The following is a 24,263-nucleotide window of genomic DNA, read 5'->3' as shown; positions in this document are numbered from 1 at the left end:
TTCCGACCGTCCCCCCGGTCGAACTCTCCGGCATCAGCTGGACACGAAACCGGCAATTGACCCCGGCCCGGCGGGGCGCTACGGTGACTTTCTCCGAGGCACCAAACTGACTTGAGGACATACGCGCGCTTGCGGGGACCGAGTATTGGTTGAATGGGGTTACATATCGATTACGGCTCAAATCAGAATACTCCTAACCTATTGATAAACAAATCAAAAACAAACACTCAACGCAGAAAAGACCCGCAGATTATTGTGCGAATTAACCAGACACCACACTAGGATCATGCCCCACGCGGGACCTCCGGAAAGCCGCCGGTAACCATCATGCCGATTCAAACATTCATACGCGACACCTGGCGAACGAGCATCGTCCCGGCGCTGCGGGAGTACATCGCCATCCCCAACGAGTCCCCCGCCTTCGATTCCGAGTGGCGGGAGCACGGGCACATGGACCGGGCCGTGGATCTCTTCGCGCGCTGGGCCAAGGACCAGAAGATTCCGGGCATGGGACTCCAGGTCGCCCGGGCCGAGGGCCGGACGCCGCTGCTGTGCATGGAAATACCCGGTTCAGGGCGAGGCACGGTGCTGCTCTACGGCCACCTCGACAAGCAGCCTCCCGTGGAGGGATGGCGGCCGGGGCTGGGGCCGTGGACACCGGTCCTGGAGGACGGCAAGCTCTACGGCCGCGGCGGAGCGGACGACGGCTACGGGATGTTCGCCGCGCTGACGGCCATCAAGGCGCTGCAGCTCGACTCCTTCCCTGCGCGCGCTGCGTCATCCTCATCGAGGCGTGCGAAGAGAGCGGCAGCTTCGACCTCCCCCACTACGTGGACGCGCTGGCGGACCGGATCGGCACGCCGGAACTCGTCGTCTGCCTGGACTCCGGCTGCGGCGATTACGAACGCTTGTGGGTCACCACGTCGTTGCGCGGCGTGATCAACGCCACGCTCTCGGTATCGACACTGACCGAAGGGGTTCATTCCGGCGCGGCCAGCGGCATCGTGCCGTCGAGCCTTCGCATCCTCCGGCGCCTGCTGAGCCGCCTGGAGGACGAAAGCACCGGACGGATCCTGCCGCCCGGCCTTCACGTGGACATCCCGCCCGACCGGCTCGAGCAGGCCAAGGCCGCGGCGGGCGTGCTGGGCGGGGCGGTGCATGGAGAGTATCCCTTTCAGCCCGGAACCGCACCCGTGGACGGCGATGCCACGGAACTGCTGTTGAACCGCTCCTGGCGGCCGCAGCTCGAAGTCATCGGTGCCGCGGGGTTGCCCGGGCTTGAGCAGGCCGGCAACGTCCTGAGGCCGGAAACCAGCGTCAAGCTTTCCTTGCGCCTGCCGCCCACCGCCGATCCCGCCACCGCGGCTGCCTGTCTCAAGGACGCGTTGACCCAGGATCCGCCCTACGGGGCCAGGGTAACCTTCGAACCGGGAATGGGTGCCGGAGGCTGGAACGCACCAGCGTTCGAGCCATGGCTCGAAGCGTCCATGGCGCGGGCATCTCGGGAGTGCTTCGGGAAAGAGGCTTGCGCCATGGGCGAAGGCGGCACCATCCCGTTCATGGGCATGCTGGCCGAGAAGTTTCCGAAGGCCCAGTTCATGATTACCGGGGTGTTGGGACCCAGGTCCAACGCTCACGGACCCAACGAGTTCCTGCACATCGACACGGCCGTAAACCTCACGGGCTGCGTGGCACGGGTGCTGCAAGACCACTGCCGTACCGTCACGTGAAGTCACGGGACGCGCTGCCACGCGAAATTGTCCGGAAACAGAACGGTATTCACTTCCCGAAGAAGTGACCTGGAGACGGTGCGGGGAACGGTTTGGTGTAGTCGCGGGCTGACGGGCCGGACACCGCGGTCTGCTAATCGCGGTGCCCTGTCATTCGTTCTGAACCCTAGTGTGTTTCCGTGTTGTCGGATCGGTCCAGGATTTCCTTGATGCCTCGGGCCATCTGCAAGAGGGCCTTGCTCTGAGCATCCACGAGTTCGCTGCGTTCGATGGCGAGGACTTCTATCTCGCGCAAACCCCGCCATACGAGCCCGCACAAGACACTGCCCACGATCAGGGTGATTCCGGCGCAGATCAAGTCGCCAATACTGACGGCTTCAAATTGGATCATCGAAACACTCCCGCACGATTCGGGTCGCGGCGACCCGGTTGCCAAAAGAAAAGATGCCTGTTTGGAATGTAAGTCATGGCGCGACGGACGTTGTCATGAGTCGATGCCGTGACGTCCTCGCATCGAGATCAGGCAGCTTCGGACCGGCGCTCGATACGGAGGCACCGTCGAATCGGACATCAACGGCCGCCGGCTTGTACCCAACCCGCGAGCTTATCCAGAGCCGCACGACGGTGAGAAAGGCGGTTCTTGTCATCACCCAGTTCGCCGTAGGTCCTCCCCGAAGCATTGTCGGGCGTGAAGATCGGATCATAGCCCCATCCCTCTCCGCGACACGTCAAAGCGATGGTCCCCGGTGCCCCCGCGCCGAAGCACTCCACCGAACCGTCGGGATCGCCATAGGCGAACACCGACTTGAAGGTCGCGCGTCGATCCGCCGTTTCCTCAAGCAGTCGCAGGATGCCCTGATTGCCCAGGGTGCGAAACACGTAGGCCGAGTACGGCCCGGGAAAACCACGCAGGACGTCGATAAACAGGCCGGTGTCCTCCACGATAACCGGACCGTCGACCGCCACGGACGCCTCCCGAACCTTCTCCGTGGCGATCTCTTCGAGCGTGTCCGCCTGAACCTCCCGCAGTTCCATGGACCTCATCGCGACAGAAATGCCGCGGTCGGCAAGTATGGCGTGTACCTCGGCGAACTTGTGACGGTTGGAGGTAACAAACGTAAGCTCTCGTGCCACGGCCGTTCCGGTGCTGGAGAAGGCGGGGTCTTGGAACTTCTGCGGAGTTTGGAGCGGGTGACCGGGGTCGAACCGGCGACCTTATGCTTGGCAAGCATACGCTCTAGCCAACTGAGCTACACCCGCATCCTCGGTGGACTGTTACATTATCCCCAAAGGCTTGTCAAATGAACCGACCCATCACGCGGTCGCGCGCCCGGCTTATTCGCGACAATCGGCGTCAGCGTCCTTGCCGCCGTGAGGACCCGGAAAGCCGGGAACCGACACGCAGGGAACGAAGAAATCGGACGTGGTACTCGACCCCCGACCACAGCGCCAACACGGTGGAAAGCACCAGGAAGTACATCCCGCCGACGAAGAAGTCGATCCCGAAATAACGGTAGTGGATCATCAAGGCCACCAGGGCGAAGGTCTGGACCAGGAGCTTGTACTTGCCCACCGTATCGGCCGGAATGATGATGCCCTCGGACAAGGCAATGCCGCGCAGCACGGTCACGGCCACCTCCCGCGCGACGATGATCACCACGAGCCACACCGGGACATACGCATCTCCGGGGCGATCGATGGCCACCAGCATGATGAGCGCGGTCACCACCAGCAGCTTGTCCGCCAAGGGGTCCAGGATCTTGCCGAAGTCGGACACGCTCTTGTTGCGGCGCGCCAGGTAGCCGTCCAGCATGTCGGTCAACGAGGCGATAATGAAAACGAGAGCCGCCAGCGCACATGACAACGGATCGGTGGACGCGAGCAGCCACGCCAGGAACGGGACCAAGAGAATACGGAACAGGCTCAACAGGTTCGGTAGTGTCCACATGACGGTGACGGCCTTTACGCGGACCAGCGCGACCACGCGATCAGCAGCACGCCCAACACGACCATGGACGTGGCGCCGACCTTGCGCCGCGTGACGGGGTCCGAGTCACCCAGAATAAGCGGCGAAAGGGCCAGGGTAAAGAGGGAGAAGCAGTGAATCAGCGGCGACACCACCGAAACGGCCGCGATGTCCAGTGCCGAGAACATCAGAAGATAGGCAAGAAAATGCACGAAGCCTATCAGCACGAAGCTGCCGATGGCGCGCCCCCCGCAGGTCCTCAACCGGGTGAGGCCGTGGAACGGCAAATACGCCGCGGACATGGTCAGGAAAGAGGTGGTCACCGTGATGCTGGCGCCGACCATGGGCGCCGGACCGGCAAGGAGTCCCAACCGGACCACGTTGTCGCGAAGCGCCGCGAACAGGGCCCCGGACACCGGGAACAGTAGATCCCGGAGGTGCCAGGAGCGGGTCTCACCCTTCCACGACAGAAAGACGAGGCCGGAAACGACGGCCACGGCGCCGAACAGGTTGGCCGGGCCGGGCTGTTCGTCGAGCAGCAGCATGGCCAGGAGCACGGCAAAGAGCGGAGCAGCGTTGAGGACGGCGGTGGCAACCGACGCTCCCAGCCGCTCGATGCCCTTGAACGCCACCAAGCGGAACAGGCCCGGAACGATGAGTCCCGAGGCGACGAAGATCAGGTTGGCGCCGGCCCAGAGTTCGGCCGCATCGTGGAAGGCGAATACGAAGAGCCAAAGCAACGCCCCGTTGCAGAAAAGGTCGATCAGCAATCCGCTGAAGGGATCCAGGTAGCGGACACCCCGTTGAACGAGCGTGGCCGTGCAGGCGAATGCTAGGGACGCCAACAGTCCCAAGGCAACGGCTAGCATGTCTTGCGGGGAACGCGCAGGAGCGGCGGCCTTGAAGACCGCCCTGCCCGTGTGTTGCCCTCGGCGTGGCGCAACCCGGGCCTACTCGTGCGTGCTCCCGACCCCCATCCTCTTCTCGAGATCTGCCTCCAGCGAACGGCCCCTGTACGCCTGAATGGCCGAGTAGACCAGCGTCCCGATGATCATGAGGGCGATGCCGACGACCGTGGGCTGTACGAGCCAACCGGCACCGTAGGCGCTCGTGGAAATAAACAGATTGTTCTCGACGATGGTCCCCAGCACCAGCCCTAGCACGAAAGGCGGCCTCGGCCACTGGAACAGCACCATCACGTATCCCACGAGTCCGAATATCACCGTGACGACGATATCGCTAAAGTTGTTGTGAGCCGCGAAGGCGCCCAGGAACACGAACATGAGCAGGAACGGAATCAACAGGTGTCCGCGCACGAACGTGAGCTTCACGAGCTGGTTCAGGAACAGGAAGCACGCGCCCGCGGTGATGATGTTGGCTATCACCAGGATCCACACCATGGCGAAGGTCACGTCCAGGTGCTTGGTCAGCATCTCCGGGCCGGGATTGAGGCCGACGATGAGGAACGCGCCCAGGAGAATCGCCATGGCGCTGCTTCCGGGAATGCCGAAGGCCACCGTGGGAATGAGGTTGCCACCCTCGCGGGAGTTGTTGGCGGCGCCGGGTCCCAGCACCCCTTCCACCGCGCCTTTGCCGAAGCGGCTCTTGTCCTTGGACGACTGCACCGCGTGGCCGTAAGCCAGCCACTGCGACACGCCGCCGCCCAGGCCCGGCAACGCCCCGATGAACGCGCCGATGAAGCCGCAGCGCATGGTCAGCCCGAAGTGGCGGAAGGTATCCTTGACCCCTTCCATCACTCCGGTGATCTTCTCGACCTTGGCCTGGGCGATGCTGGTGCCGCGCACCGCGAGATCGATGATCTCCGGGATGGCGAAGAGCCCGACCACCACGGGTCCCAGGCTCAGGCCATCCCAAAGATAGAGCGTACCCAACGTGTAGCGCAACGTCCCGGTCTGGGGATCGACCCCGATGGACGCCAGCATCAAACCGATGCCTCCGCACAGGAGGCCTTTGGTGAGCGACGATCCGCTCAGCGAAGCAATGAACGTGATTCCCAAAATCGCCAGCATGAACAGCTCGGGAGAGCCGAAGAAAAGCACTAGCGGGCGCATGATGGGAATCGCGAGGGCCAGGATGAGGGCGCCTTCGAGGCCGGCCACCAGTGAGCTCATGAGCGCGGCGCCCATGGCCCGGCCGGCCTCACCGTTCTTGGTCATCGGGTACCCGTCCATGATCGTGGCCGCGGCCGTGCCCTCCCCCGGGATGCCGAAGAGAATCGAGGTGAGGTCACCGGTGGTGCCGGTGATGGCATGCATCCCCAGGAGAAAGGCAAAGGCCGAAATCGGCTCCTGAATCTTGTAGGCGAAGGGCAACATCAGCGCCAGGGTGGCCAAGCCACCCAGGCCGGGAAGAATTCCCACGACGAAACCCACGAACGCACCCAGCAGCAGGAACCCGAAGGCCGGCCACGAAAGGACGTGAATCAGTCCCGATATGAAGGCGTCGAACATCATGGCCTAACGACTACCTCCCAAGCAGCGCCTTCACGCCGTCCACCACCTCCTTGGGCTGGCTTACGACGCTCTTGGCCAACTCTTGCAGATCCTCGCCCCGCGTCAGCTTGAAGGGCACCATTCGTCCCTTCTTCGCCTCGGCCGCCAAATCCGGGTCGTTCAAGGCCGCGGCGTAGGCGTCGCGCAATATCTTCACACGGTCCGCCGGCACGCCCGGCGCGACGGCGAAGGGGCGTCCGAACTGGCCGCTGGCGAAGATCACCTTGGACATGGACCGGACCAGTTCCGGGGCATTGTGCTTCTCCATCAACTCACTGAGGGTCGGCGTGTCCTTGATCCTCGGGTCCCGCTCCGACCCGCTCTGTGCGATCTCCGTAACGAACTTGTTCTTGCGCCAGGTCAGGAACGGCTCCCGGCCGAAAAACGGAGCGCTGCTCATGCCGCGGCACAGGACCTCGCCTCGCTCCACCGCCAGATCGACCTCGCTGCCGCCGGCGTAACCCATGACGAAATTGAAGTTCGCTCCCACGCCCTGTTCCAGGACCTTGCCGATGAGAAAGCTGTTGCCTGCGGTGCCCGTGTTGCCGATTCTTGCCGGCTCCTTCTTGTTCTTGATCAGCGCGTCGATATTCGTGTATTTGGAGTCGCTGCGACAGAAGAGCACGGTCTGGCTCACTTCCTGCGTACCGATCCACTGGAACTTCGCGATGTCGAAGCGCACCTCCTTGCGCCCCACGACCTGATCCAGGTAAAGGCCCGCCAACGGCATCACGATGGCTGTGCCGTCCTGCTTGGCGATGTTGTAGACATAGTTGGCGGCGATGAGGGAGCCGGCCCCGGGCATGTTCTGGACGATGATGTCGGGCTTGCCCGGGATGTGCTTGCCCAGATGCCGCGCGAACAGCCTGGCCCAACGATCATAGAACCCGCCCGGCGAGCAGCACACCAGGATGCGGAGAACCTTGCCCTCGTAGAAGTCCTTGGCGGTCGCTTGGCCCGAGAAGCTCATGAAGAAGAACCCGGCCAGCAACAGCACGATCAATGTTCGGCCAATCGCTCGTTTCGTCATTGCCTACCTCCCCTGGTTGGAGCCCAACGATTACGACACACGGCGCGCGCCCCTCTACTCGAAGCCCAGCCAGCGAAAGACCTGGCCCTCGGGAAACGGCAGTAGCAGTGTGCGTTCGAACAGCACGTAATAGACCAGCCACGCCGACGCCGTAAGGATCAGCGACATGGGCCAGCCTTCCTTTGACTGAATCTTCAGATAACCGAAGGTCATGCAGGCGACGGTGATGGAGAACCCGACGAGCCAGATGCCGGCCATAAACCCAGTGATCCAAGACAGGATCGTAATGGTGCGCCGCACCGCCACACCCGTGTCCATGGCCTGCGTGAACTGGAAATCGGAAGGCGTGGCCTGAGCGCTCCCTTCCTCCCCCTCCTCGCCTGCCTTCGGTCCCCACCACTCCTGCACGAGATTGAGAATCGCCAGGAATATCATGGGGATACCGATGGCCCAGGGGAAGAGGCGTGCCTGCAGGCGCCACTCCGCAGCCCCCCAGACCATGTAGCAAAAGAAGACAAGGACCAGAATGCTGAAACCGGTCCTGGCTGTCAGTCGCACGTGAAGAGCCCCCCGCCGACGGCTAGTTCCAGCCGTAAAGCGCCTTGGCGTTGTCGCCCAGGAACTTGGCCTTGAAGTCCTCGGAGATGTCCGTCCGTTCCTTGATGGTCTTGGTCACGTTGGGGAACATGCCATCCCAGTGGGGATAGTCGGACGCGAACACGATGTTCTTGTCCCCGATGCGCTCGATGCCGTAGGGCAGGCTTTCTTCCTCCGGCTCGGCCGCGTAGTACCAGTTCCCTGCTTTCATGTACTCGCTGGGCATGGCCTTGAGCAGCGGCGCTTCGGACTGCCGGTGCTCGTACTCTTCGTCCATCCGGTCCATCCAGTAGGGCACCCAGCCGACACCGCACTCCAGGAACGCGATGCGCAGCTTCGGGAACCGCTCCGGCACGCCGCCGTACATCAGTGCGGCGCAGTCGAGCAAGGTCTCGAAGGGACGGCCGATGGTGTGTTTGAACAAAAAGGTGTCGAAACGGTTGTCCCCCGCCGGACCCGACCGCGAGTTATGGATCAGCAGCGGCACGTTGAGCCGCTCGAGCTCTTCGTAGATGGGCCAGAAGAGCTCCTGTCCCAAGTGGTCCTTCATGCCGAAGGTGCCCACGGTGATACCGGCCACGCCGAGCTTTGTGACTGCGCGGTTGATCTCCGCCACCGCGGCGGGCACGTCCTGGAAAGGCGCCACGCCGACGCCCTTGAGCCGCTCCGGCGCCTCGCTGCACATGCTCGAGATCCAGTTGTTGTAGGCGCGGGAAAACGCTCCCGCGTAGGCCTTCTCCGGCATGCGGTTCACGTGGAACGCTCCGGTGGGAAACAGCACCGACATCTCGATGCCCTCGGTGTCCATGTCGCGGAGGCGCGTGGGCACGTCGGTGATGTTCATGCCCAGGGTGCCGAACATGCTCGAATCCCACTCGTCCGACGGCAGCAGCGAGCCCTCGCGCTTGTTCCAGGGATCTTCCATATGGGCGCGGATGTCCGCGTCCCGGTCCCTGACGTGCCCGTCAGCGTCAATGATCTTGGCGTCCATGGTTGCCTCCTTCAGGGTTACTTGATTGCGTCCGATTTCATATCGGGAATCGTCGAGCGCGAGTCTACCACGGGGTCCCGACTAGGAGAACCGCACCTGCGCCGGATTCAGCGCGCCGTACTTGGACTTGTTGGCGGTGATCTCCAGCGCCTCGGGCATCTTCTCGATGCCTTCCAGCTTGTGGGTGATCATGGGATCGATGTTGATACGCTTCTGCGCCACGAGCCGCGCTGCCAGGGTCATCTCCGCGGGATGGGCCAGCTCCGGCGGGAACATGTAGGTCACCCGCTTGGCGCGCAGGTAGTTGAAGTCCAGGGTCACGGGTTCGTGGAAGTGCGGAATGCTGAGCACCTTGCCGCCGGTCGCCACGCACGCCACCGCCTCCGACACCGTGGCGCCGCCGGACAGTCCCATCTGCGGGCTGCCGCTCGCCGCCTCGATGACGAAGGGAATGCCCTTGCCGCCGCTCAGGTCCATCACCGCCTCCACCACGTTCTCCTTGGAGGCGTCGATGGTGACGTCCACTCCGAGCTCCTTGGCCAACTCCAGGACCTCCGGCCGCATGTCGGTGCCGATGACCGTGTCCGCGCCCGCGGCCTTGGCCGCCTGGGCCGAGTTGAGGCCCATGACGCCCTGGCCCAGCACCAGCACCGTGTCCCCGAGGGTCACGCCGAGCACCTGGATGTTGTGCACGCAACTGGTCAGGGGCTGGAGCGCCGACACCTCCCAGTCGCTGATACCCTCGGGAATCTTGGCGAGCGCGTCCAGCGGCACCGCCGCGTACTCGGAGAAGAGCCCGGGAAAGTCCCGCCCGATGGTGCCGATCTCCGTGTGCGTGGCGCCCACCCGGTCACCCACGGCCAGGCCATACCCGTTGTCCTTGTCGATCTCAACGACCTCGGCGCAGAACTCGTGCCCGAACAGGGGCTCCGGTCCTTTGGCCAGCTTCTTCTTGACCTTTTCGTAGCTGTTGGAGCGCTCCCCGTAGAAGAGCTGAACTTCCGTCACCGAAGGCTGCACCACCAAGGTCTTCAGCAGCGCCCAGCCCGGCCGCCCCTCCGGTTCCGCCAACTCCTCCAGGCGCATGTCCTTGAAAGCATGTGTGACCCAACCCCGCATGACGATACCCTCCCTTGGAAGACGCGACGCTCATCGTCCATGGAGGAACCGGTGCGTCCGGCATGGATCGCGGAGGTCGTGTCGGATTCGGGGCAACGCAGCCATCCATACAAAGAACGGCTGCTTTCGCTGTCTAATAGTGAAGGCGCGGGAGTTTTGCAAGTCAAGGCGCACGTGACGCGCGGCCCGGAGGGTCCCGGCTTGCATGTTCGCGGGGCGCGTTCTATGATGGAGGCCTCGGGCGTCAGTCCCTCGCGAGCGTTCTTTTCCCACATGGCGGTGTAGCTCAGTTGGTCAGAGCACGCGGCTCATATCCGCGGCGTCGCTGGTTCAAGTCCAGCCACCGCCACCATTTTCCACACCTCTTCCGTCACGAATCGTTCGATCGCGGGTTGCCCGTTTCCACGGCGTCGACGTGCACGGTCACGATGTCCGTACCGTGATACTGCTGATGGTGCACCCTGGAGGCGAGGTGACGCAACAGCCGGAGAGATATCTCGTGCTCATCCGGCGCCTCCACCGGCCCGGTTCCCAGCAGGGCCATGCTGTCCTCGATGTTCTCGGTCTCCACGGCGGCGACGAATTCCAGGAGCGCGCCGCCGCTCTCCTTGCGCGCCGTCAAGCGCAAGCGCCGCCGCCTACCCTCGCCCGCCACATCTTGTCCCATAAGGGTCAGCAGCGTTTCCTCGGCCACCGCGTCGAGGCGATCCGCCGTCGCCTTGTTCCAACCCCCGCGTGAAGCGAAGCCTGCGAGAAACTCGCGGATCTTCGGCAACGCCTCCACGCCGAATTCCACCTCGATGCGGCTCGGGCGCGGCGCGGTCAACTCCACGAACACGGTCATGAGGATGGCCACCAGCCCGCCCGCGGTCATGCCGTTCTGCAACAGCCCGCTGGCGAAACCGCCGAAGTACTCGGGGAAGATCACCCCGTTCTGGAAGCCGACTCCGGCCCAGAACGAAACCCCGACGATGAGGCCGGTGCGGTAGTCGATCTCTTCCTGGAGCACCACCTTCATGCCAACGACGAACAGCAGGGCCAGCAGCACCGTGGCATAGGCGGCCACCACGGGCGCCGGAATCGCCAGGATGAGCGCCAGCGCCTTGGGAAGAAAGGCCAGGAACATGAAGATGATCCCGATGGCGACGCCGACGTTGCGTGAGCCGACTCCCGTCAACTCGGTCACGGCAATGCTCGTGGAGTAGGTCGTGTTCGGCACCGTTCCGGCGAGACCTGAAAGCAGGTTGCCGACACCGTCGGCCGCCACCGCACCCTCCACCACCCTGAAATCCACCGCCCGGGCGCCGCGCCAGGAGACCCGCTGGATGGCCACGCCGTCACCGATGGTCTCGATGGCTCCTACCAGGGTCACGAACACGAACGCGGGCAGGAGCGCCCAAAAGGTCGCGCCAAAACCCAAATCCAGACCCGGCCAGTCCCCGTGCGGAAGCCCCACCCACGCGGAACTGGCCACGAGACCCGTGTCATAAAGGCCGAACCCTCCGGCCACGACGGAGCCCACGACGACGCCGATGACCGGGGCCCACAGACGCAGCGATCCGGTGGCCTTGAGCGCGATGCAAAGAATCCCCGCCACGGTCACGAGGGCGCTCAGCGGCGCCGCGGACACGGGGAACCCCTTCGGCACGTCGTCGAGCATGTCGAAGATGATGGGCATGACCGTGACCGGGATCAGCATGATTACGGTCCCCGCTACCGCCGGAGTGAGGATGCGCCGAAGCAGCGCCAGCCGCGAAGACAGGATGAACTGAAAGAAAGACGAGGCCAGGACCAGGGTGGCGAGCATCGCCGGTCCCCCCTGAACCAACGCCGTCACACAGACCGCGATGAACGCGCCTGAAGTGCCCATCAGCAGCACGTGGCCGGTGCCGAAGCGACCAAGCCGCACAGCCTGGAGCACCGTGGTGAGGCCGCTTATGGCAACGGCCGCGAACACCGCCCAGGAAAGAAACCCTTCGCTCCCGCCCGCCGCCCGGATGACGATGGCGGGGGTCAGAACGATCCCGGAGATGCAGAGAATCGCAAGCTGAAGGCCAAGGCCGGCCGTCAACATCAAGGGTGGTTTTTCATCGGGTTGGTAGCGAATGTCCGCACGGCCGCGGGTTCCGGGGTGTTGCATGTTACCCTCCTCAAGATGTCGGGTCCTGGGCATCCGCGATTCGTCGGTTCGGTGAGCCATCTGGCCGCGCGAATGATACCAGAGGGCATCGAGCTATCCAACTGGCGAGCCGTCCCAGACGGCCGCGACCGCCTCTTTCGCTATACGATTCGCGAATGTTCCTTGCGAAAAAGTGAGCTGAGCCAGGGATCCTTGATCTGAAATGACTCACTCATTAAAATAATGCAACGAAATTTGTTGCGCCACATGGACCTACCCGCGTGCTTTGTAGTACACTGCGTGCCGCCCGAGCCCACGCGCAACATTGCGCGGGCGCGTGGCCTGACCGTTCACTGCATACATCCACGCCGCCCAAGGCGAAATCGGTTTGGAGGAGTTTTCCTTGATCGACAAGACGCGCCTCACGGAACGCGTTCTGGAGTTGGTTCGGATCGATAGCCTGTCGCGCCGGGAGGGCGCCATCGCGGCGCGCCTGCGGGAGCTCCTCGAGTCCTTGGGGGCCACGGTATTCATGGACGATGCGGGGTCCGCGGTGGGCGGCGAGGTGGGGAATCTGGTTGCCCACTTCGATGGGGCCACCGCCGGAGCGGAACCCATGCTTCTTTCCGCGCACATGGACACGGTAGCGCCCGGAGAGGGCGTGGTGCCCGTGGTGGAGGGCGACGTTATCCGGAGCGACGGACGGACCGTTCTCGGCGGCGACGACAAGAGTGGCATCGCCATCATCCTGGAGGTGATCGAGGCCCTGGCCGAGGACGGCGTTGCCCACGGCGACATCGACGTCGTGTTCACGATATGCGAGGAGGTGGGGCTCCTGGGAGCCAAGCATCTGGACCTCGGCCTCGTGCGCGCGAAGACCGGCCTCGTGCTCGACAGCGACTCCATCGGGTTCCTGATCACCAAGGCGCCGGCGGTGAACCACCTGGAGTTCGAGGTCCACGGCCTGGAGGCCCACGCTGGAATCTGCCCCGAACGCGGCATCAGCGCAATTCAGGTGGCGGCCCAGGGGATCGCCGCCATGCCGCTGGGACGCATCGACGACGAGACCACCGCCAACCTCGGCTTGGTGAGCGGCGGCACCGCGGTGAACATCGTGCCCAACCGCGTGGTGCTCACGGGTGAGGTGCGCAGCCACGACGAGGAAAAGCTCGAACGGCAGACGCAAACGATGCAGGAGTGTCTCCGACAGGCCGCCGCCGGCGCCGCGGTGGAACTGGACGGCCGCGTTCACGAGGCGCGCGTGGAAGCCCGCATCGTGCGGGAATACGACCGCATGGACGTTCCCCACGACACCGCCATCGTCCGGCGCGTGCACGAGGCCGCGCGCAACCTGGGATTCGCCGTGGACACCGTGGCCAAGGGCGGCGGCTGCGACGCCAACGTCTTGAACAAGAGAGGACTCCAGGTCGCCAACCTGGCCAGCGGGATGCGCGACATCCACACGGTGCACGAATGGCTGGACGTCAACGACCTCGTGTCCGCGGCGCGAATCATCCACGAGGTGCTGCGACTCGAAGGCGACCACGCCCGGTGAATCGGGCCGGCGGGCACGGGCCCGACCCTATCGACGATGATGCCTGGACGTGAACTAGAAACGCTGCTGAAGGAGGACCGGGGCCAGTTCCTCGAGTTCATCAGCGCCTACGACCAGAAGAAGCGCGGGATCCAGACCAAACGGCCGCGCGACCTCGCGAGAGAGATCGCGCGCCTTCTCGACGGCATGGCGAACGCCGACGGGGGCGTCCTGCTGGTGGGGGTCGAGCCCGACAAGAGTCTCACCGGCGTGCCCTATTCCGAGGATGAAATCCACGAGCTCGGCGAAGTCCCACGGAGACTGCTCAACCCACCTCTCCATCCCCTGTACGAGCGCATCGACATCGGCAACCTGCTGCTTCTCCGGTTCGAAGTGACGCCGGGTCTCGAAGTGCGCCGCGTGGCCAGCGGCCGTACCTTCTACCGTGTGGCCTCGGAGAATCCCGCGGTCCCTCCCGAACAGATACGGCGGCTGCAGGAAGCCAAGTTGTCGTACTCTTTCGAACGCCAGCATATCCATAATGCCACATGGGACGATCTGGACCTGGTGGCGCTGGAGTCCTTTAGCGAACGGATCGGCGTGGGCGCGGACCCGCGAGCGGCGCTGGCGCGCCCGTACCACCTCGTGAGCGGGCCGGCGGAGCAACCCCAGATCTCCATGGCCGCCCTGCTGCTGTTCGCCAAGGAGCCCGTACGGTGGCACCCGCGCTGCGGTGTCGATTTCGTCAAGTACGAAGGTACCGAGCGGCGCTACGGCGAGTCCTTGAACGTGGTCAAGCGTGTGCGCATCGAGCAACCGCTGTGGGTGCTCATCGACGAGGCGGTAGGCCGGATCAAGGAACACATTCGCGAGCGCATGGTGCTGCACGATCTCTTCTTCAAGGAACGCCTGGAATACCCCTCATTCGCCTGGCAGGAGGCCCTGGTGAACGCCGTGGCGCACCGGGACTATGCCATCACCGGCGCGGAGATCGAGGTGTGGATGTTCGACGACCGCCTGGAGGTGCGCAGCCCCGGCTCCCTGCCCGCGCCGGTCACCCTGAACCACCTGAAGCGGCAGGAGCGCGTGCACTTCTCGCGCAACCCGTTGCTGGTGCGCGTGCTCTCCGATCTGGGCTACATGCGCGAGATCGGTGAAGGGGTGCCGCGCATGTTCCAGCAAATGGAGCAGAACGCCCTGCATCCGCCGGACCTCGACACCGAGGGTTTCTTCTTCACCGTGACCCTGCGCAACACCCCCATCTACGACGACGAAACCCTCACATGGCTGAACCGCTTCAACCGCTCGCGGCTCGGTCCGCGCCAACAAAGGCTGCTGGTATACGCCCTGTCCCACGGAAAGGCCCTGTCCACCGCCGACTACCAGAGGATCGCCGAAGTGGACCGCGACACCGCCTACCGCGACATCCGCGGCCTGGTCAAGATGGGCATCCTCGCCCCCATCAAGCCCAAGAGCCGAAGTTACCGGGTGGTGGAGCCGTTTTGAGCGGGGGCTTCGCAAGGGTGGCGGGCATCGCGGGCGGCTACGTGGAGGCACGCATCCTCCAGGCGGCGGTGCGCCTCGGCGTGTTCGACGCGCTGCAGCACCATACCGCGGACGCGGCGGCACTGGCCGCGGACGTGGGCGCCGATGCCCGAGCCATGGGCCTGCTGCTTGAAGCACTCGTGGTCCTCGGCCTCCTCGACCGGGACGGCGCCGGCTACCGCCTGAACGACCTGTCGGCCACCTACCTGGCGAGTGCGTCGTCCAGGGACTTCAGCGGCATGGTCCGCTTCGATGCACTGTCCTGGGATGCGTGGGGCAAGCTGGAAGACGCCGTGCGCGACGGGCGGCCCGCGCGCGTGCCGGACATGTACCAGCAGGACGAAGCCGAAACCGCGATCTTCATCAACGCCATGGACTCACTGGTGAAGGCGCGGGGCGATGCCGAGGCCGTCGCCGATCTCCTGGAACTCAGCCAGGCGCGGCGCCTGCTGGACATCGGACCCGGCCCCGCCACCTATCCCATCGCCCTGTGCCGCCGCTATCCGGAGCTGCACGCGACCCTGTACGATCTGCCCGGCACCCTGCGCGTTACCGAACGCTACGTTGCCGGGTCCGAAGTCGCCGCACGCATGGAATGCGTGGCCGGCGACTACCGCAGGGACGCCGTTCCCGGGGGCCACGACGTCATCTTCCTGTCGAACATCATCCACGGTGAGGACCACGCCACGAATCAAGCCTTGGTGGAGAAACTGTCCGGCGCGCTGGTTCCGGGCGGACGCTTGGTCATCAAGGACCACATTCTGGGTGGAAGCCGCGCGGAGACCGACGCGGGAACGGTGTTCAGCCTGTTGATGCTGCTGACAACCGAGGGTGGACGTTGCTACACGCGGGAGGATGTCACGGGCTGGTTCGAGCGCGGCGGCCTGACGGACGCAGGGCGGATAGAGTTGCCGCCGCCGTTCACGTCATCCCTGGCCATCGGACGGAAACCGCTGTAAGCGGCGTTTCCAACTCGCGGGGTTGCGGCCGTCCGGCCGCCGACCCGTACGGCGCGATGAGCCCGGATTACTCCAGGACTGCCGTGGGTGAGATCTTGAAGGCTTTGTCCAGCACCTTGGCGCGCGCCTGATCCGTCCGAGCCGCCTGAAACTTCACACGCAGCTTTGCCAGACTCTTGCGGCGCCTGCGCCGGCGCTTGATTTCCGCTATTCTCTGGAGAGGCATGGCGGTTACGGTTAACACAGGAGAGGGCGAACCGCAAACACCGGCCTCCCCTGCCCCCTTTGAAACCGTCCCGCCCCCAATTTCGCGAGGCCGTGGCTGGCGCGCGCGGGAGCGCCGGGAGTTGGCTGTTCAGACCGACTCTCCGGCATAGATGCGCATGACCTTGTCGAGCAGTGCGAGGGCGTCCGGCTTGCGCCGTTGGAACGAGTTCCGGCCGATGATGGAGCCGAAACCGCCGCCCTGGTGGATGGCGCGGATCTCCGCCAGCAGCGCCTCGTCGGTGGTGGCGGGGCCGCCGGAGAAGATGACGATACGGCGGCCATCGAAGGCGGACTGGACCACGTGGCGGATCCGGTCCGCGGGATCGGCGATGGGCACGCCTTCCTTCTCGTAGACCTTGCGCGCCGCGTCCTGCTCGACGTTCTCACCGGGGAACTTCACCTTGATGATGTGGGCACCGAGCTGGGCGGCGATCTGCGCCGCGTAGGCGCATACGTCCAAGGCTGCCTCGCCCGCCTTGCTGAGCCCGGAACCCCGCGGATAGGACCAGATCACCACCGCCAGGCCGTTGCGCTTGGCCTCCCGAGCGATTTCGCGGATCTGCTCGTACATCCCGAAGCGGTGCTCGGAGCCGGGATAGACCGTGAAGCCCACGGCCACGCAGCCCAGGCGCAAGGCGTCCTCCACGCTGGAGGTGACCGCCTGCGTCGGGTCCCGTTCGTCGTTCAGCAGGTCGTGGTTGTTTACCTTGAGGATGAGCGGGACCTCGCCGGCGAACTCGCGTGCGCCGGCCTCGAGAAAGCCCAGCGGCGCCGCGTACGCGTTGCAGCCCGCGTCCAGCGCCAGCTCAAAGTGGTAGCGCGGGTCATAACCCGCCGGATTCGGGGCGAAGCTCCGCGCCGGCCCGTGCTCGAAGCCCTGGTCCACGGGCAGGATTACGAACTTGCCGGTGCCGCCGAGGCGGCCGTGGTTCAGCATCCGGGCCAGATTGGTCAAGGTCCCGGGATTGTCGCTTCCGTACCAGCTCAGAACCTCTCTTACTCTCTCCGTCATCGCTCAGTCTCCTCAAGCGGACTCATTCCTCCGCCATGAATCGTTCATATAGGGCCACGTTCTCGGCGCTGCCGATGGCGATGGGCGTGCGCTGATGGACGGCTTCCGGCACCACCTCCAGCACGCGCCCGAGGCCGGTGCTGGCAGCGCCCCCCGCCTGCTCCGCCACGCACGCCAGCGGCGCGCACTCGTAAAGCAGGCGCAGCTTGCCGTTGGGGCTGCCCGGATCGCCGGGATAGAGATACATCCCTCCATCCAGCAGGCAGCGGTGCAGGTCGGCCACCAGCGCTCCCGTGTAGCGCAGCGAGTGGGGCCTGCCGGTGGGCTTGTCCTTGTCCGTGACGTAGTCCAGGTACTTCCGCACCCCCGCGCCCCACTCCTTGTGGCGTCCGACATTGGCGCTGTATATCTTGCCCGCCTCCGGGCAGCGGATGTCGTGGTGGGACAGGACGAACTCTCCCACGCTCCGGTCCAGGGTGAAGCCGTGCACCCCGGCGCCCACCGTGTACACCAGCAACGTGCTGGTGCCGTAGAGCACGTAGCCGGCGCACACCAGTTCCGAACCCGGCTGAAGGAACTCCTCGCCGGACAGCTCGCCCTGCCGGGGGCGCCGCAGGATGCCGAAGATGGTGCCCAGGGGCGCGTTGACGTCGGTGTTGGAGGAGCCGTCCAGGGGATCGGTGCACACAAGATAACGCGCGTCGTCCGACGTGCTCATCACCACCGGCTCGTCCAGTTCCTCCGACGCGATGCCCGCTACCACGCTGCAACTCGCGAACGCATCCATCACGATGTCGTTGCCGATGACATCGAGCTTCTTCTGCATGTCGCCGGTGGCGTTCTGGTCGCCGGCCATACCCAGCGTCCCCGCCAGGGCGGCCTGATCGACCTCCCGGGCAAGGATCTTTCCCGCCAAAGCGATGGGTTCCAGGAGCGCGCGCAGTTCGTCGGCTCCGTCGTTGCGCCATCCCCCTTCCTCGATGAGATGTCGCGTCAGCGTAGTGCCTGCCACCATCTTCAGGACTCCTTGGTACCGGTGTGATACATCACGCTAAGTTAGGAGGATGTTCCCGCGAAAGTCAACGCCGGTTCCCCGAACCGTATGTAGCGGTAGAGTACGGTGACCGCGGCGGGAAGCGTCGGCGAGGCTCCCGCGGAATGCGGCGAGCGGGACGAAAAGCCCACCTGGAGTGGACGGACGCGAGTTCCATCGTTCGTATCGGCGCGAACGGAACTCGCGTCCGCTGAGAAGGCCCTGTTGGCTAACTCTTCTTCAGCAGTTCCTTGAGGAAGGACTGTACTTCCGGAGATGCGTTCATGGCGCCGGCGAGTATCTTCGCGGCATCCGCGCCGACGAAGGTCTTGATGCGTGCGCCGAATATCTTCTTTGCGTCCGCGATGTACTTCGGATCCTGCAGCATTTTTCCGGCGGCATCGGCCAACAAATCTATCGTTGCCTTGGGAGTCCCGGGAGGTGCGAACAGACCCTTTTCGAAGTTGCCCCCCGCGACCACCAGGGACTTGAACGCCTCCCATGCGATGCCCGAAGGCGATTTGCCGAAGACCTTGCGGTACTCCTCCTCAAACGTGGGGAACTCCGCCGCGGCAGGGTCGCGAATGATGTTCCCCTGAGCGTCCAGCAAACCGGAATGGTACAGGACGAACGCTTTGCCCTCCTCCACGGCGGGCCGCACCGTCGCGTTGAAGCCCGGCGCGGTCATGCCGGAGATGTCGGCCTCGCCACGCTGTATGGCCGCCGCGACATCTGAATACCCCGGATAGCCGTAGACCTGCTTGCTGGCAACATCCTTCAGGATGGCCTTGAAAACGACGGTACGCCTGATCGCGGTGGACGACTCCCGGGAGGTATCCGCCATCACCAGGGGCCTGCCCAGGTTCAGCTTGAGCAGTTCTCCCAGGCTGCGTGCTCCCACATGTGCCCCGACATAAGTGATGAGGCCGAACCCGGCTACCGAGATGATCGGCATCTTCGCGAGGTCGTAGCGGGCGCCCTTGTAGCCGAGCTGCTGTCGGGTCAGGGTGCCGCTGGACGACACCCCCAGGGTCCGCCCGTCCGGCTTGGCGGAGTGGTGGAGGAAGTTGAAGGCGATGGTGCCGCCGGCTCCGGGCATGTTCTGGACGATGATGGCGGGGTTGCCCGCAATGTGGCGGCTAAGATGCCGCGCCACCACCCGGCCATACACGTCCGTGCCGCCTCCGGGGGAAAACGGGATGATCAGACGGATTCGCGTTCCCTTGCTGTACGGCGTCTCCGCCTCCGCGCGTGGCGAACCGGAAACCAACAGCACAAGACACGCCCAAACAGCGACCGACACCAGGCGATAGTTCATCGTTGCCTCCTTTGCCGTGCGACGGTTTCACCGGCTTCTCGACCATGCGGCGAACCCGCCAGCGGAGAAGCCGCTCATGTCCACATTCACGTGGAGCCATACGAAGTCTAGCGCCAAGGTCGCTGGTCCTGTCAATCGAAAAACACCGACGACTCGTACCCCACGAGCCACCGCCGGGTCAGGGACCTGTGCCTGTGGGCGGCACCACAAAGAAAGGCCGGGGAAAGAGTACCCTTCCCCGGCCTTTCACCAACCACCGCCGCGCCGGAGCGAACCTCCCAGGCTGAGCGTCGGTCCCGCGCGGCTGTTGTGCCTACGACGCTAGGGCACGAACAGACCGTCGATCTGTGCCTCGGCCTCCTTGGGGAAAATACCCAGCGCGATGCCGTCCTTCAGATACTGTTTCTGATTCGCCAGACTCTTCGGGTTTGGCCACTTGAAGTCGGCGGGAAGCAGAAAAGGCCTGACCCGCTCGTAGCCGAGATCGACCACTTCCTTCCCCTCCAGCCCGAAAATCTTCTTGGCGTACTTCCGGAAGTGCTCGGGGTCGTTCTGAACGCCGGCGATCATCTCCTGCCACGCGGCGCGTATCTTGCCCACAACTCCGGGGTTCTTCTTCGCCCAGGCCTCCTGAGCTCCCACCCAGCCGAACATGTGGATATCCTTGTTCAGGACCTCGGTGATCACGTCGCCCAGCTTGGCGATGGAGCGGTATTTCCCCGTGGCGAGCATCCGGGTCACGTGCGCTTCCCAATGGAGCGCGGCCTCCACCTCACCCTTTTCCATCACCGCGATGATGCCCGCGGCGCCGAGCTTCTTGAGCTGGAAGTCCTTCTCGATGGAGACGCCCTGCTTCCTCATCATGAAGTCGAACAGGTTATAAGCCGACGTGACTTCCCGTGGCACCGCGATGGACTTCCCCTTGAGGTCGTTGATGGACTTGTACGGGGAATCCTTGCGCACCAGGATGTAGTTGTGCATCGTCCTCATGTAGGGCTGCACCAGCTTGAGGGGGATGCCCTTCATGTTCGCGCGCAGCGCGGACTCCACGGTGGCCAGACCCACCGGGATGGCGCCGATGGCGATGAGACGCTCGACGTTGGCCACTCCGCCCCAACGGGGCTTGGCGATGAAGCCGTGCTTGCGGTCCAGCTTCTTGTCGATCATGTACTGGCCCCCCAAGCCGAACACGCCGCCGGAGGGCAGACCGAAATCCACCTCGGGCAGGTCCGCGCCGAGGGCCGGAACCGACAGACCCGGAGCGAACAGGAACAACCCCGCGGCCAAGACCAGTAGACGAAACCGCTTCATTCTTGCAATCATCATGCTCCCTCCTTGACTAGATTGAGTATGGTTTCCAGCACTTCCTTCTTGAACTCGATGAACCGCATGTCGTCGGTGTCCCGCTCCGCGGAGCGGAGGGGGTTCTCGTAAACCGCGGCGATGCGCGCAGGTCGGGCGGAGAAAATCACGATCCGGTCCCCCATGTAGGCGGATTCCTCCACGTCGTGGGTGACCAGCAAGGCGGTCTGCTTCAACCGGGAACAGATCTGGAGGGTGTCCTCCCGCAACTGCCGCGCCGTGAGCTGGTCGAGCTTGCTGTAGGGCTCGTCCATCAACAGCACCTGCGGCTCGATCACGAGCCCGCGGGCAAGACCCACCCGTTGCCGCATACCGCCGGACAGGTAGAGGGGATACTGCTTACGAAAGTCCGTAAGGCCCACCAGCGACAGGTACTTGTCGAGCCGCTCGTCCCACTCCTTGTTCGGCACCTCCATGCCCTTGAGGGCGAACCGCAGATTGTCGTCCACGCGTTTCCAGTTGAGCAGCCTCGGATCCTGGAACACGTAGCCCAACTGCGGGTGTGCCCGCTTTTCGTCCTCGCCGCTGGAGATGATCTCCACCTGGCCGTGGTCGAGGCGCTCAAGGCCGGTGATGATGTTCAACAGCGTCGACTTGCCGCAGCCCGATGGCCCGAGAAGCGCCGTGATGCCGTACTCTTTGGTGTCGAAGGAGATACCGTCCAGCACCTTCAGCGGCGAGCCGTCCTCGCGGGAGAAGAATTTGACAGCTTGGTCAATCCGTACGTACGCCAACCTACCGCCTCCAAGCCTCGACGCGCGGCCGCCAGCGGGTGACGCTGCGCTCCAGCACACCCACCACACCGAACTCAAGGAAGATCATCACGATCAGGAACGTGATGGCCCAGGCCAGCACCCCCTTCACCGAGAAGAGGTCGAATTGGTGCATGACCTGATAGCCGACACCGTTGCTGAAGCCGAACCCTTCGACCAGCACGATCACCTTCCACGCCAGCCCCAGACCGTACCGGATGGCGGCGAGGATATGCGACACCAACTGCGGCAGGATCACGTCCACCAGCTTGGAATACACGCTGGCGCGGAACGCCGTGCTCATGTCGATCAAATCCTTGTCGATGGACTTGGTCCCCTGCCAGATGCTGATGGTGAGCATGGGAGAGATGGTCACGGCCACCGCGAGGTAGGCGCTGATCTCCTTGATGCCGAAGACCATGAGCATCAGCAGCGCCCAGATAAGGCCCGGCATGGTGAGGCCGAGGATCACCGGAGGCTCGAAGAAGCTCTCCTGATTGCGAAAGCTCCCCATGATGATCCCGAGGGGCGTGCTCACCACCATGGCAAGGCCGAAGCCGACGAACACGCGCCAAAGCGTGTTGCCCATGTGGTGATAGAACTCGCCCGTCTTGATGATGACGCCTACCTCGCCGAAGGTTTCCCACGGCCTCGGTATCAGCGCGGGCGGGAAGAAGAGGCCCATCGCCCACCATGCAATGATGAGCGCGAAGATGGAGCCTACGCGGAGAGCGACGTCCCAACCCGCCTCGCTAAAGACGGAGGAGGTTTTCCGCGGCCCCTGGGACGGGTCCGCGTCTGGTGTGGCCACCCCCCCTGTCCCCAGCGCCAAATCCTCCTGTTTCGCCATAAATGAGAATCTCCGGGTTCGATCCGTTTCTCCGCGGCTTCATGAAACCGCGTATGGAGCATCGCATCAGCGATGAAAACTCCGCCAGCCTGACAATTCGAGACAGGCGAGCCGATATTAGTCCGATTACGCCATCCCTGTCAAACAAGGCGAAGTACCCTTGGTCTTCTCCTGGTCCGCCGCGGATTTCGTCCCTCGCCCGCTTTACTCACCCCGCGGCTGTTGATATATCCGCTGCCAAACCGCCTTCCGGAGCCGGCGTGATAGCTCACGTGCCGACGACGAAAAATCCTGCGCAACTTATGCCAGGAATTTACGGGACACGACACTAGCCGGATGCCAGGCCGCCCACACGGGCCAGGAGGAACGTCATGCGCAGCGCCTACGGTCTCAAGATTCCCGACATAGACCCCGAACTCACCCGCGTGGGACCGGGTACGCCCTGCGGCGAGTTGATGCGACGTTACTGGCAACCGGTGTGCCAGTCCGCCGACCTCGGCGACCTGCCCAAACGCATCCGCATCCTGGGCGAAGACCTGGTGGCGTTCCGGGACGGACAAGGGCGCCCGGGGCTGCTCTTCTTCCGCTGCAGCCACAGGGGCACCTCGCTGGAGTACGGGCGGGTGGAACGGGACGGGCTGCGCTGCTGCTACCACGGCTGGCTCTACGACGTGGAGGGCCGCATCCTTGACATGCCGCTGGAGCCGCCCGACAGCACGGTCAAGGACCACATCTGGCACCCCGCCTACCCGGTGCAGGAGTACGGCGGGCTGCTGTTCGCCTATATGGGGCCGCTGGAGAAGATGCCGCTGCTGCCCCGCTACGACGTGCTGGAGGCGGAGGGAGGCACGCTGAAGGCGCGCTTCGGCCCCCGGGTGGGCGGAGCCCAGGACTGCAACTGGCTCCAAAGCGAGGAGAACCTCATGGACGCGCTCCATGCGGTGTGGCTGCACACGGTGCACAGCGGCGCCCAGTTCCCCACCCAGGCCCATTCCACCTTGCCGGAGCGGCTGGTTTACGAGGAGACCGACCTGGGCATCCGCTTCGTCATGACCCGCAGGATGGAAGACGGACGCTGGGCCGACGTCATCTGGGAAAACATCATGCCGCTCAACGTTCACCTGACCTACACGGACGAGCCGGTGACGGAGAAGGTGGACCGGGTGTCCTTCTGCGTCCCCGTGGACGACACCCATCAACTCGGCGCCAGCATCCGCTGGGTGCCGGACGGGACCGACACCTGGGAGCTGTCCGGCCGCGAGAAGCTCGCCCCGGCGGGCCGCGGTCCCCGTAACTACGAGTACAGCCAGCGCTATCCCGACGACAAGGAGGCCCAGGAGAGCCAGGGCGAGATCGTGTTGCACGCCATGGAACGCCACGTCAGCTCGGACGAAGGGGTGCTGCTGTTCCGGAAGATCCTCAAGACCGCCATCGACGACGTCAAGGCCGGGAAGGATCCCAAGGGGATCATCCGCGATCACGAGAAAGCCGCGTGCGTTGCCACCACGTCCGGCGCCATCGTGTACGCGGAGCGGCCCGCGCACGTGGCGTGACCAAACGGGAGGA

Annotated in this window: 20 protein-coding genes, 2 tRNA genes and 1 pseudogene; 6 read left to right on the top strand and 17 right to left on the bottom strand. The window is 64.3% G+C overall.

The window, feature by feature from the left end:
* The first annotated feature begins 327 nt into the window (after window positions 1-327).
* Window positions 328-1,730 (top strand): annotated as a pseudogene (locus OXF11_07590) (M20/M25/M40 family metallo-hydrolase).
* Window positions 1,731-1,896: 166 nt separating this feature from the next.
* Here the strand turns inward: OXF11_07590 and OXF11_07585 are convergent.
* The 10 genes from OXF11_07585 to OXF11_07540 form a co-directional block, all read right to left on the bottom strand.
* Entirely contained in the window at window positions 1,897-2,121 is a 225-nt protein-coding gene (locus tag OXF11_07585; GenBank protein MCY4486963.1) for a hypothetical protein, read from the bottom strand.
* A 179-nt stretch (window positions 2,122-2,300) separates the two neighbouring features.
* Complete coding sequence (gene rdgB / locus OXF11_07580) at window positions 2,301-2,864, bottom strand: RdgB/HAM1 family non-canonical purine NTP pyrophosphatase (protein MCY4486962.1); 564 nt, start codon at window positions 2,862-2,864, stop codon at window positions 2,301-2,303.
* 49 nt (window positions 2,865-2,913) lie between these two features.
* A tRNA-Gly gene (locus tag OXF11_07575) sits at window positions 2,914-2,990 on the bottom strand.
* A gap of 94 nt (window positions 2,991-3,084) precedes the next feature.
* Window positions 3,085-3,678: a CDP-diacylglycerol--glycerol-3-phosphate 3-phosphatidyltransferase gene (gene pgsA, locus OXF11_07570; GenBank protein MCY4486961.1), complete on the bottom strand. Its 594-nt coding sequence runs from the start codon at window positions 3,676-3,678 to the stop codon at window positions 3,085-3,087.
* A 14-nt stretch (window positions 3,679-3,692) separates the two neighbouring features.
* A complete protein-coding gene (locus OXF11_07565; GenBank protein MCY4486960.1) occupies window positions 3,693-4,565 on the bottom strand; it encodes a DMT family transporter in 873 nt (290 codons plus the stop codon).
* Between the two features lie 81 nt (window positions 4,566-4,646).
* On the bottom strand, window positions 4,647-6,170 hold the full coding sequence (locus OXF11_07560; GenBank protein MCY4486959.1) for a tripartite tricarboxylate transporter permease: 1,524 nt from the start codon (window positions 6,168-6,170) through the stop codon (window positions 4,647-4,649).
* A gap of 10 nt (window positions 6,171-6,180) precedes the next feature.
* Window positions 6,181-7,239: a tripartite tricarboxylate transporter substrate-binding protein gene (locus tag OXF11_07555; protein MCY4486958.1), complete on the bottom strand. Its 1,059-nt coding sequence runs from the start codon at window positions 7,237-7,239 to the stop codon at window positions 6,181-6,183.
* A 54-nt stretch (window positions 7,240-7,293) separates the two neighbouring features.
* On the bottom strand, window positions 7,294-7,797 hold the full coding sequence (locus OXF11_07550) for a tripartite tricarboxylate transporter TctB family protein (GenBank protein MCY4486957.1): 504 nt from the start codon (window positions 7,795-7,797) through the stop codon (window positions 7,294-7,296).
* Window positions 7,798-7,819: 22 nt separating this feature from the next.
* On the bottom strand, window positions 7,820-8,827 hold the full coding sequence (locus OXF11_07545) for an amidohydrolase family protein (protein MCY4486956.1): 1,008 nt from the start codon (window positions 8,825-8,827) through the stop codon (window positions 7,820-7,822).
* Window positions 8,828-8,908: 81 nt separating this feature from the next.
* A complete protein-coding gene (locus OXF11_07540; protein ID MCY4486955.1) occupies window positions 8,909-9,946 on the bottom strand; it encodes a zinc-binding dehydrogenase in 1,038 nt (345 codons plus the stop codon).
* A gap of 275 nt (window positions 9,947-10,221) precedes the next feature.
* Between OXF11_07540 and OXF11_07535 the strand changes: the two genes are divergently transcribed.
* Window positions 10,222-10,298 (top strand) — tRNA-Met (locus OXF11_07535).
* An 18-nt stretch (window positions 10,299-10,316) separates the two neighbouring features.
* On the opposite strand, the gene OXF11_07530 is transcribed toward OXF11_07535, so the two are convergent.
* Window positions 10,317-12,086 (bottom strand): hypothetical protein, encoded by a 1,770-nt coding sequence (locus tag OXF11_07530; protein ID MCY4486954.1) that lies wholly within the window; start codon window positions 12,084-12,086, stop codon window positions 10,317-10,319.
* Between the two features lie 382 nt (window positions 12,087-12,468).
* On the opposite strand from OXF11_07530, the gene OXF11_07525 reads away from it, so the two are divergent.
* From OXF11_07525 to OXF11_07515, 3 genes are read left to right on the top strand one after another with little or no spacing between them, the layout of a single operon-like run.
* Window positions 12,469-13,620: a M20/M25/M40 family metallo-hydrolase gene (locus OXF11_07525; GenBank protein ID MCY4486953.1), complete on the top strand. Its 1,152-nt coding sequence runs from the start codon at window positions 12,469-12,471 to the stop codon at window positions 13,618-13,620.
* A 36-nt stretch (window positions 13,621-13,656) separates the two neighbouring features.
* Window positions 13,657-15,105: a putative DNA binding domain-containing protein gene (locus OXF11_07520; GenBank protein MCY4486952.1), complete on the top strand. Its 1,449-nt coding sequence runs from the start codon at window positions 13,657-13,659 to the stop codon at window positions 15,103-15,105.
* Window positions 15,102-16,103, top strand: coding sequence for a methyltransferase (locus tag OXF11_07515; GenBank protein MCY4486951.1), 1,002 nt, complete (start codon window positions 15,102-15,104; stop codon window positions 16,101-16,103). Before OXF11_07520 ends, OXF11_07515 begins: the two co-directional genes overlap by 4 nt.
* A gap of 355 nt (window positions 16,104-16,458) precedes the next feature.
* On the opposite strand, the gene OXF11_07510 is transcribed toward OXF11_07515, so the two are convergent.
* The 6 genes from OXF11_07510 to OXF11_07485 form a co-directional block, all read right to left on the bottom strand.
* On the bottom strand, window positions 16,459-17,382 hold the full coding sequence (locus OXF11_07510; protein MCY4486950.1) for a class I fructose-bisphosphate aldolase: 924 nt from the start codon (window positions 17,380-17,382) through the stop codon (window positions 16,459-16,461).
* Window positions 17,383-17,404: 22 nt separating this feature from the next.
* The gene (gene fbp / locus OXF11_07505) at window positions 17,405-18,397 is read right to left on the bottom strand and encodes a class 1 fructose-bisphosphatase (protein MCY4486949.1); all 993 of its coding nucleotides are present in this window, start codon (window positions 18,395-18,397) and stop codon (window positions 17,405-17,407) included.
* A 247-nt stretch (window positions 18,398-18,644) separates the two neighbouring features.
* Window positions 18,645-19,733: a tripartite tricarboxylate transporter substrate-binding protein gene (locus tag OXF11_07500; protein ID MCY4486948.1), complete on the bottom strand. Its 1,089-nt coding sequence runs from the start codon at window positions 19,731-19,733 to the stop codon at window positions 18,645-18,647.
* Window positions 19,734-20,054: 321 nt separating this feature from the next.
* Entirely contained in the window at window positions 20,055-21,059 is a 1,005-nt protein-coding gene (locus OXF11_07495; protein MCY4486947.1) for an ABC transporter substrate-binding protein, read from the bottom strand.
* Window positions 21,056-21,829: an ABC transporter ATP-binding protein gene (locus tag OXF11_07490; GenBank protein MCY4486946.1), complete on the bottom strand. Its 774-nt coding sequence runs from the start codon at window positions 21,827-21,829 to the stop codon at window positions 21,056-21,058. The genes OXF11_07495 and OXF11_07490 overlap by 4 nt, the downstream gene beginning before the upstream one ends.
* A gap of 1 nt (window position 21,830) precedes the next feature.
* Window positions 21,831-22,697, bottom strand: coding sequence for an ABC transporter permease (locus OXF11_07485; GenBank protein MCY4486945.1), 867 nt, complete (start codon window positions 22,695-22,697; stop codon window positions 21,831-21,833).
* A gap of 371 nt (window positions 22,698-23,068) precedes the next feature.
* Here OXF11_07485 and OXF11_07480 point away from each other — a divergent pair, with 371 nt between their 5' ends.
* On the top strand, window positions 23,069-24,250 hold the full coding sequence (locus tag OXF11_07480) for a Rieske 2Fe-2S domain-containing protein (protein ID MCY4486944.1): 1,182 nt from the start codon (window positions 23,069-23,071) through the stop codon (window positions 24,248-24,250).
* Window positions 24,251-24,263: the final 13 nt, after the last annotated feature.

This window comes from Deltaproteobacteria bacterium, from assembly GCA_026712905.1.
Lineage (GTDB): Bacteria > Desulfobacterota > Binatia > UBA9968 > JAJDTQ01 > JAJDTQ01.
The sequence above is the reverse complement of the archived record's forward strand: the minus strand, read 5'-3'. Positions and strand labels throughout refer to the sequence as shown.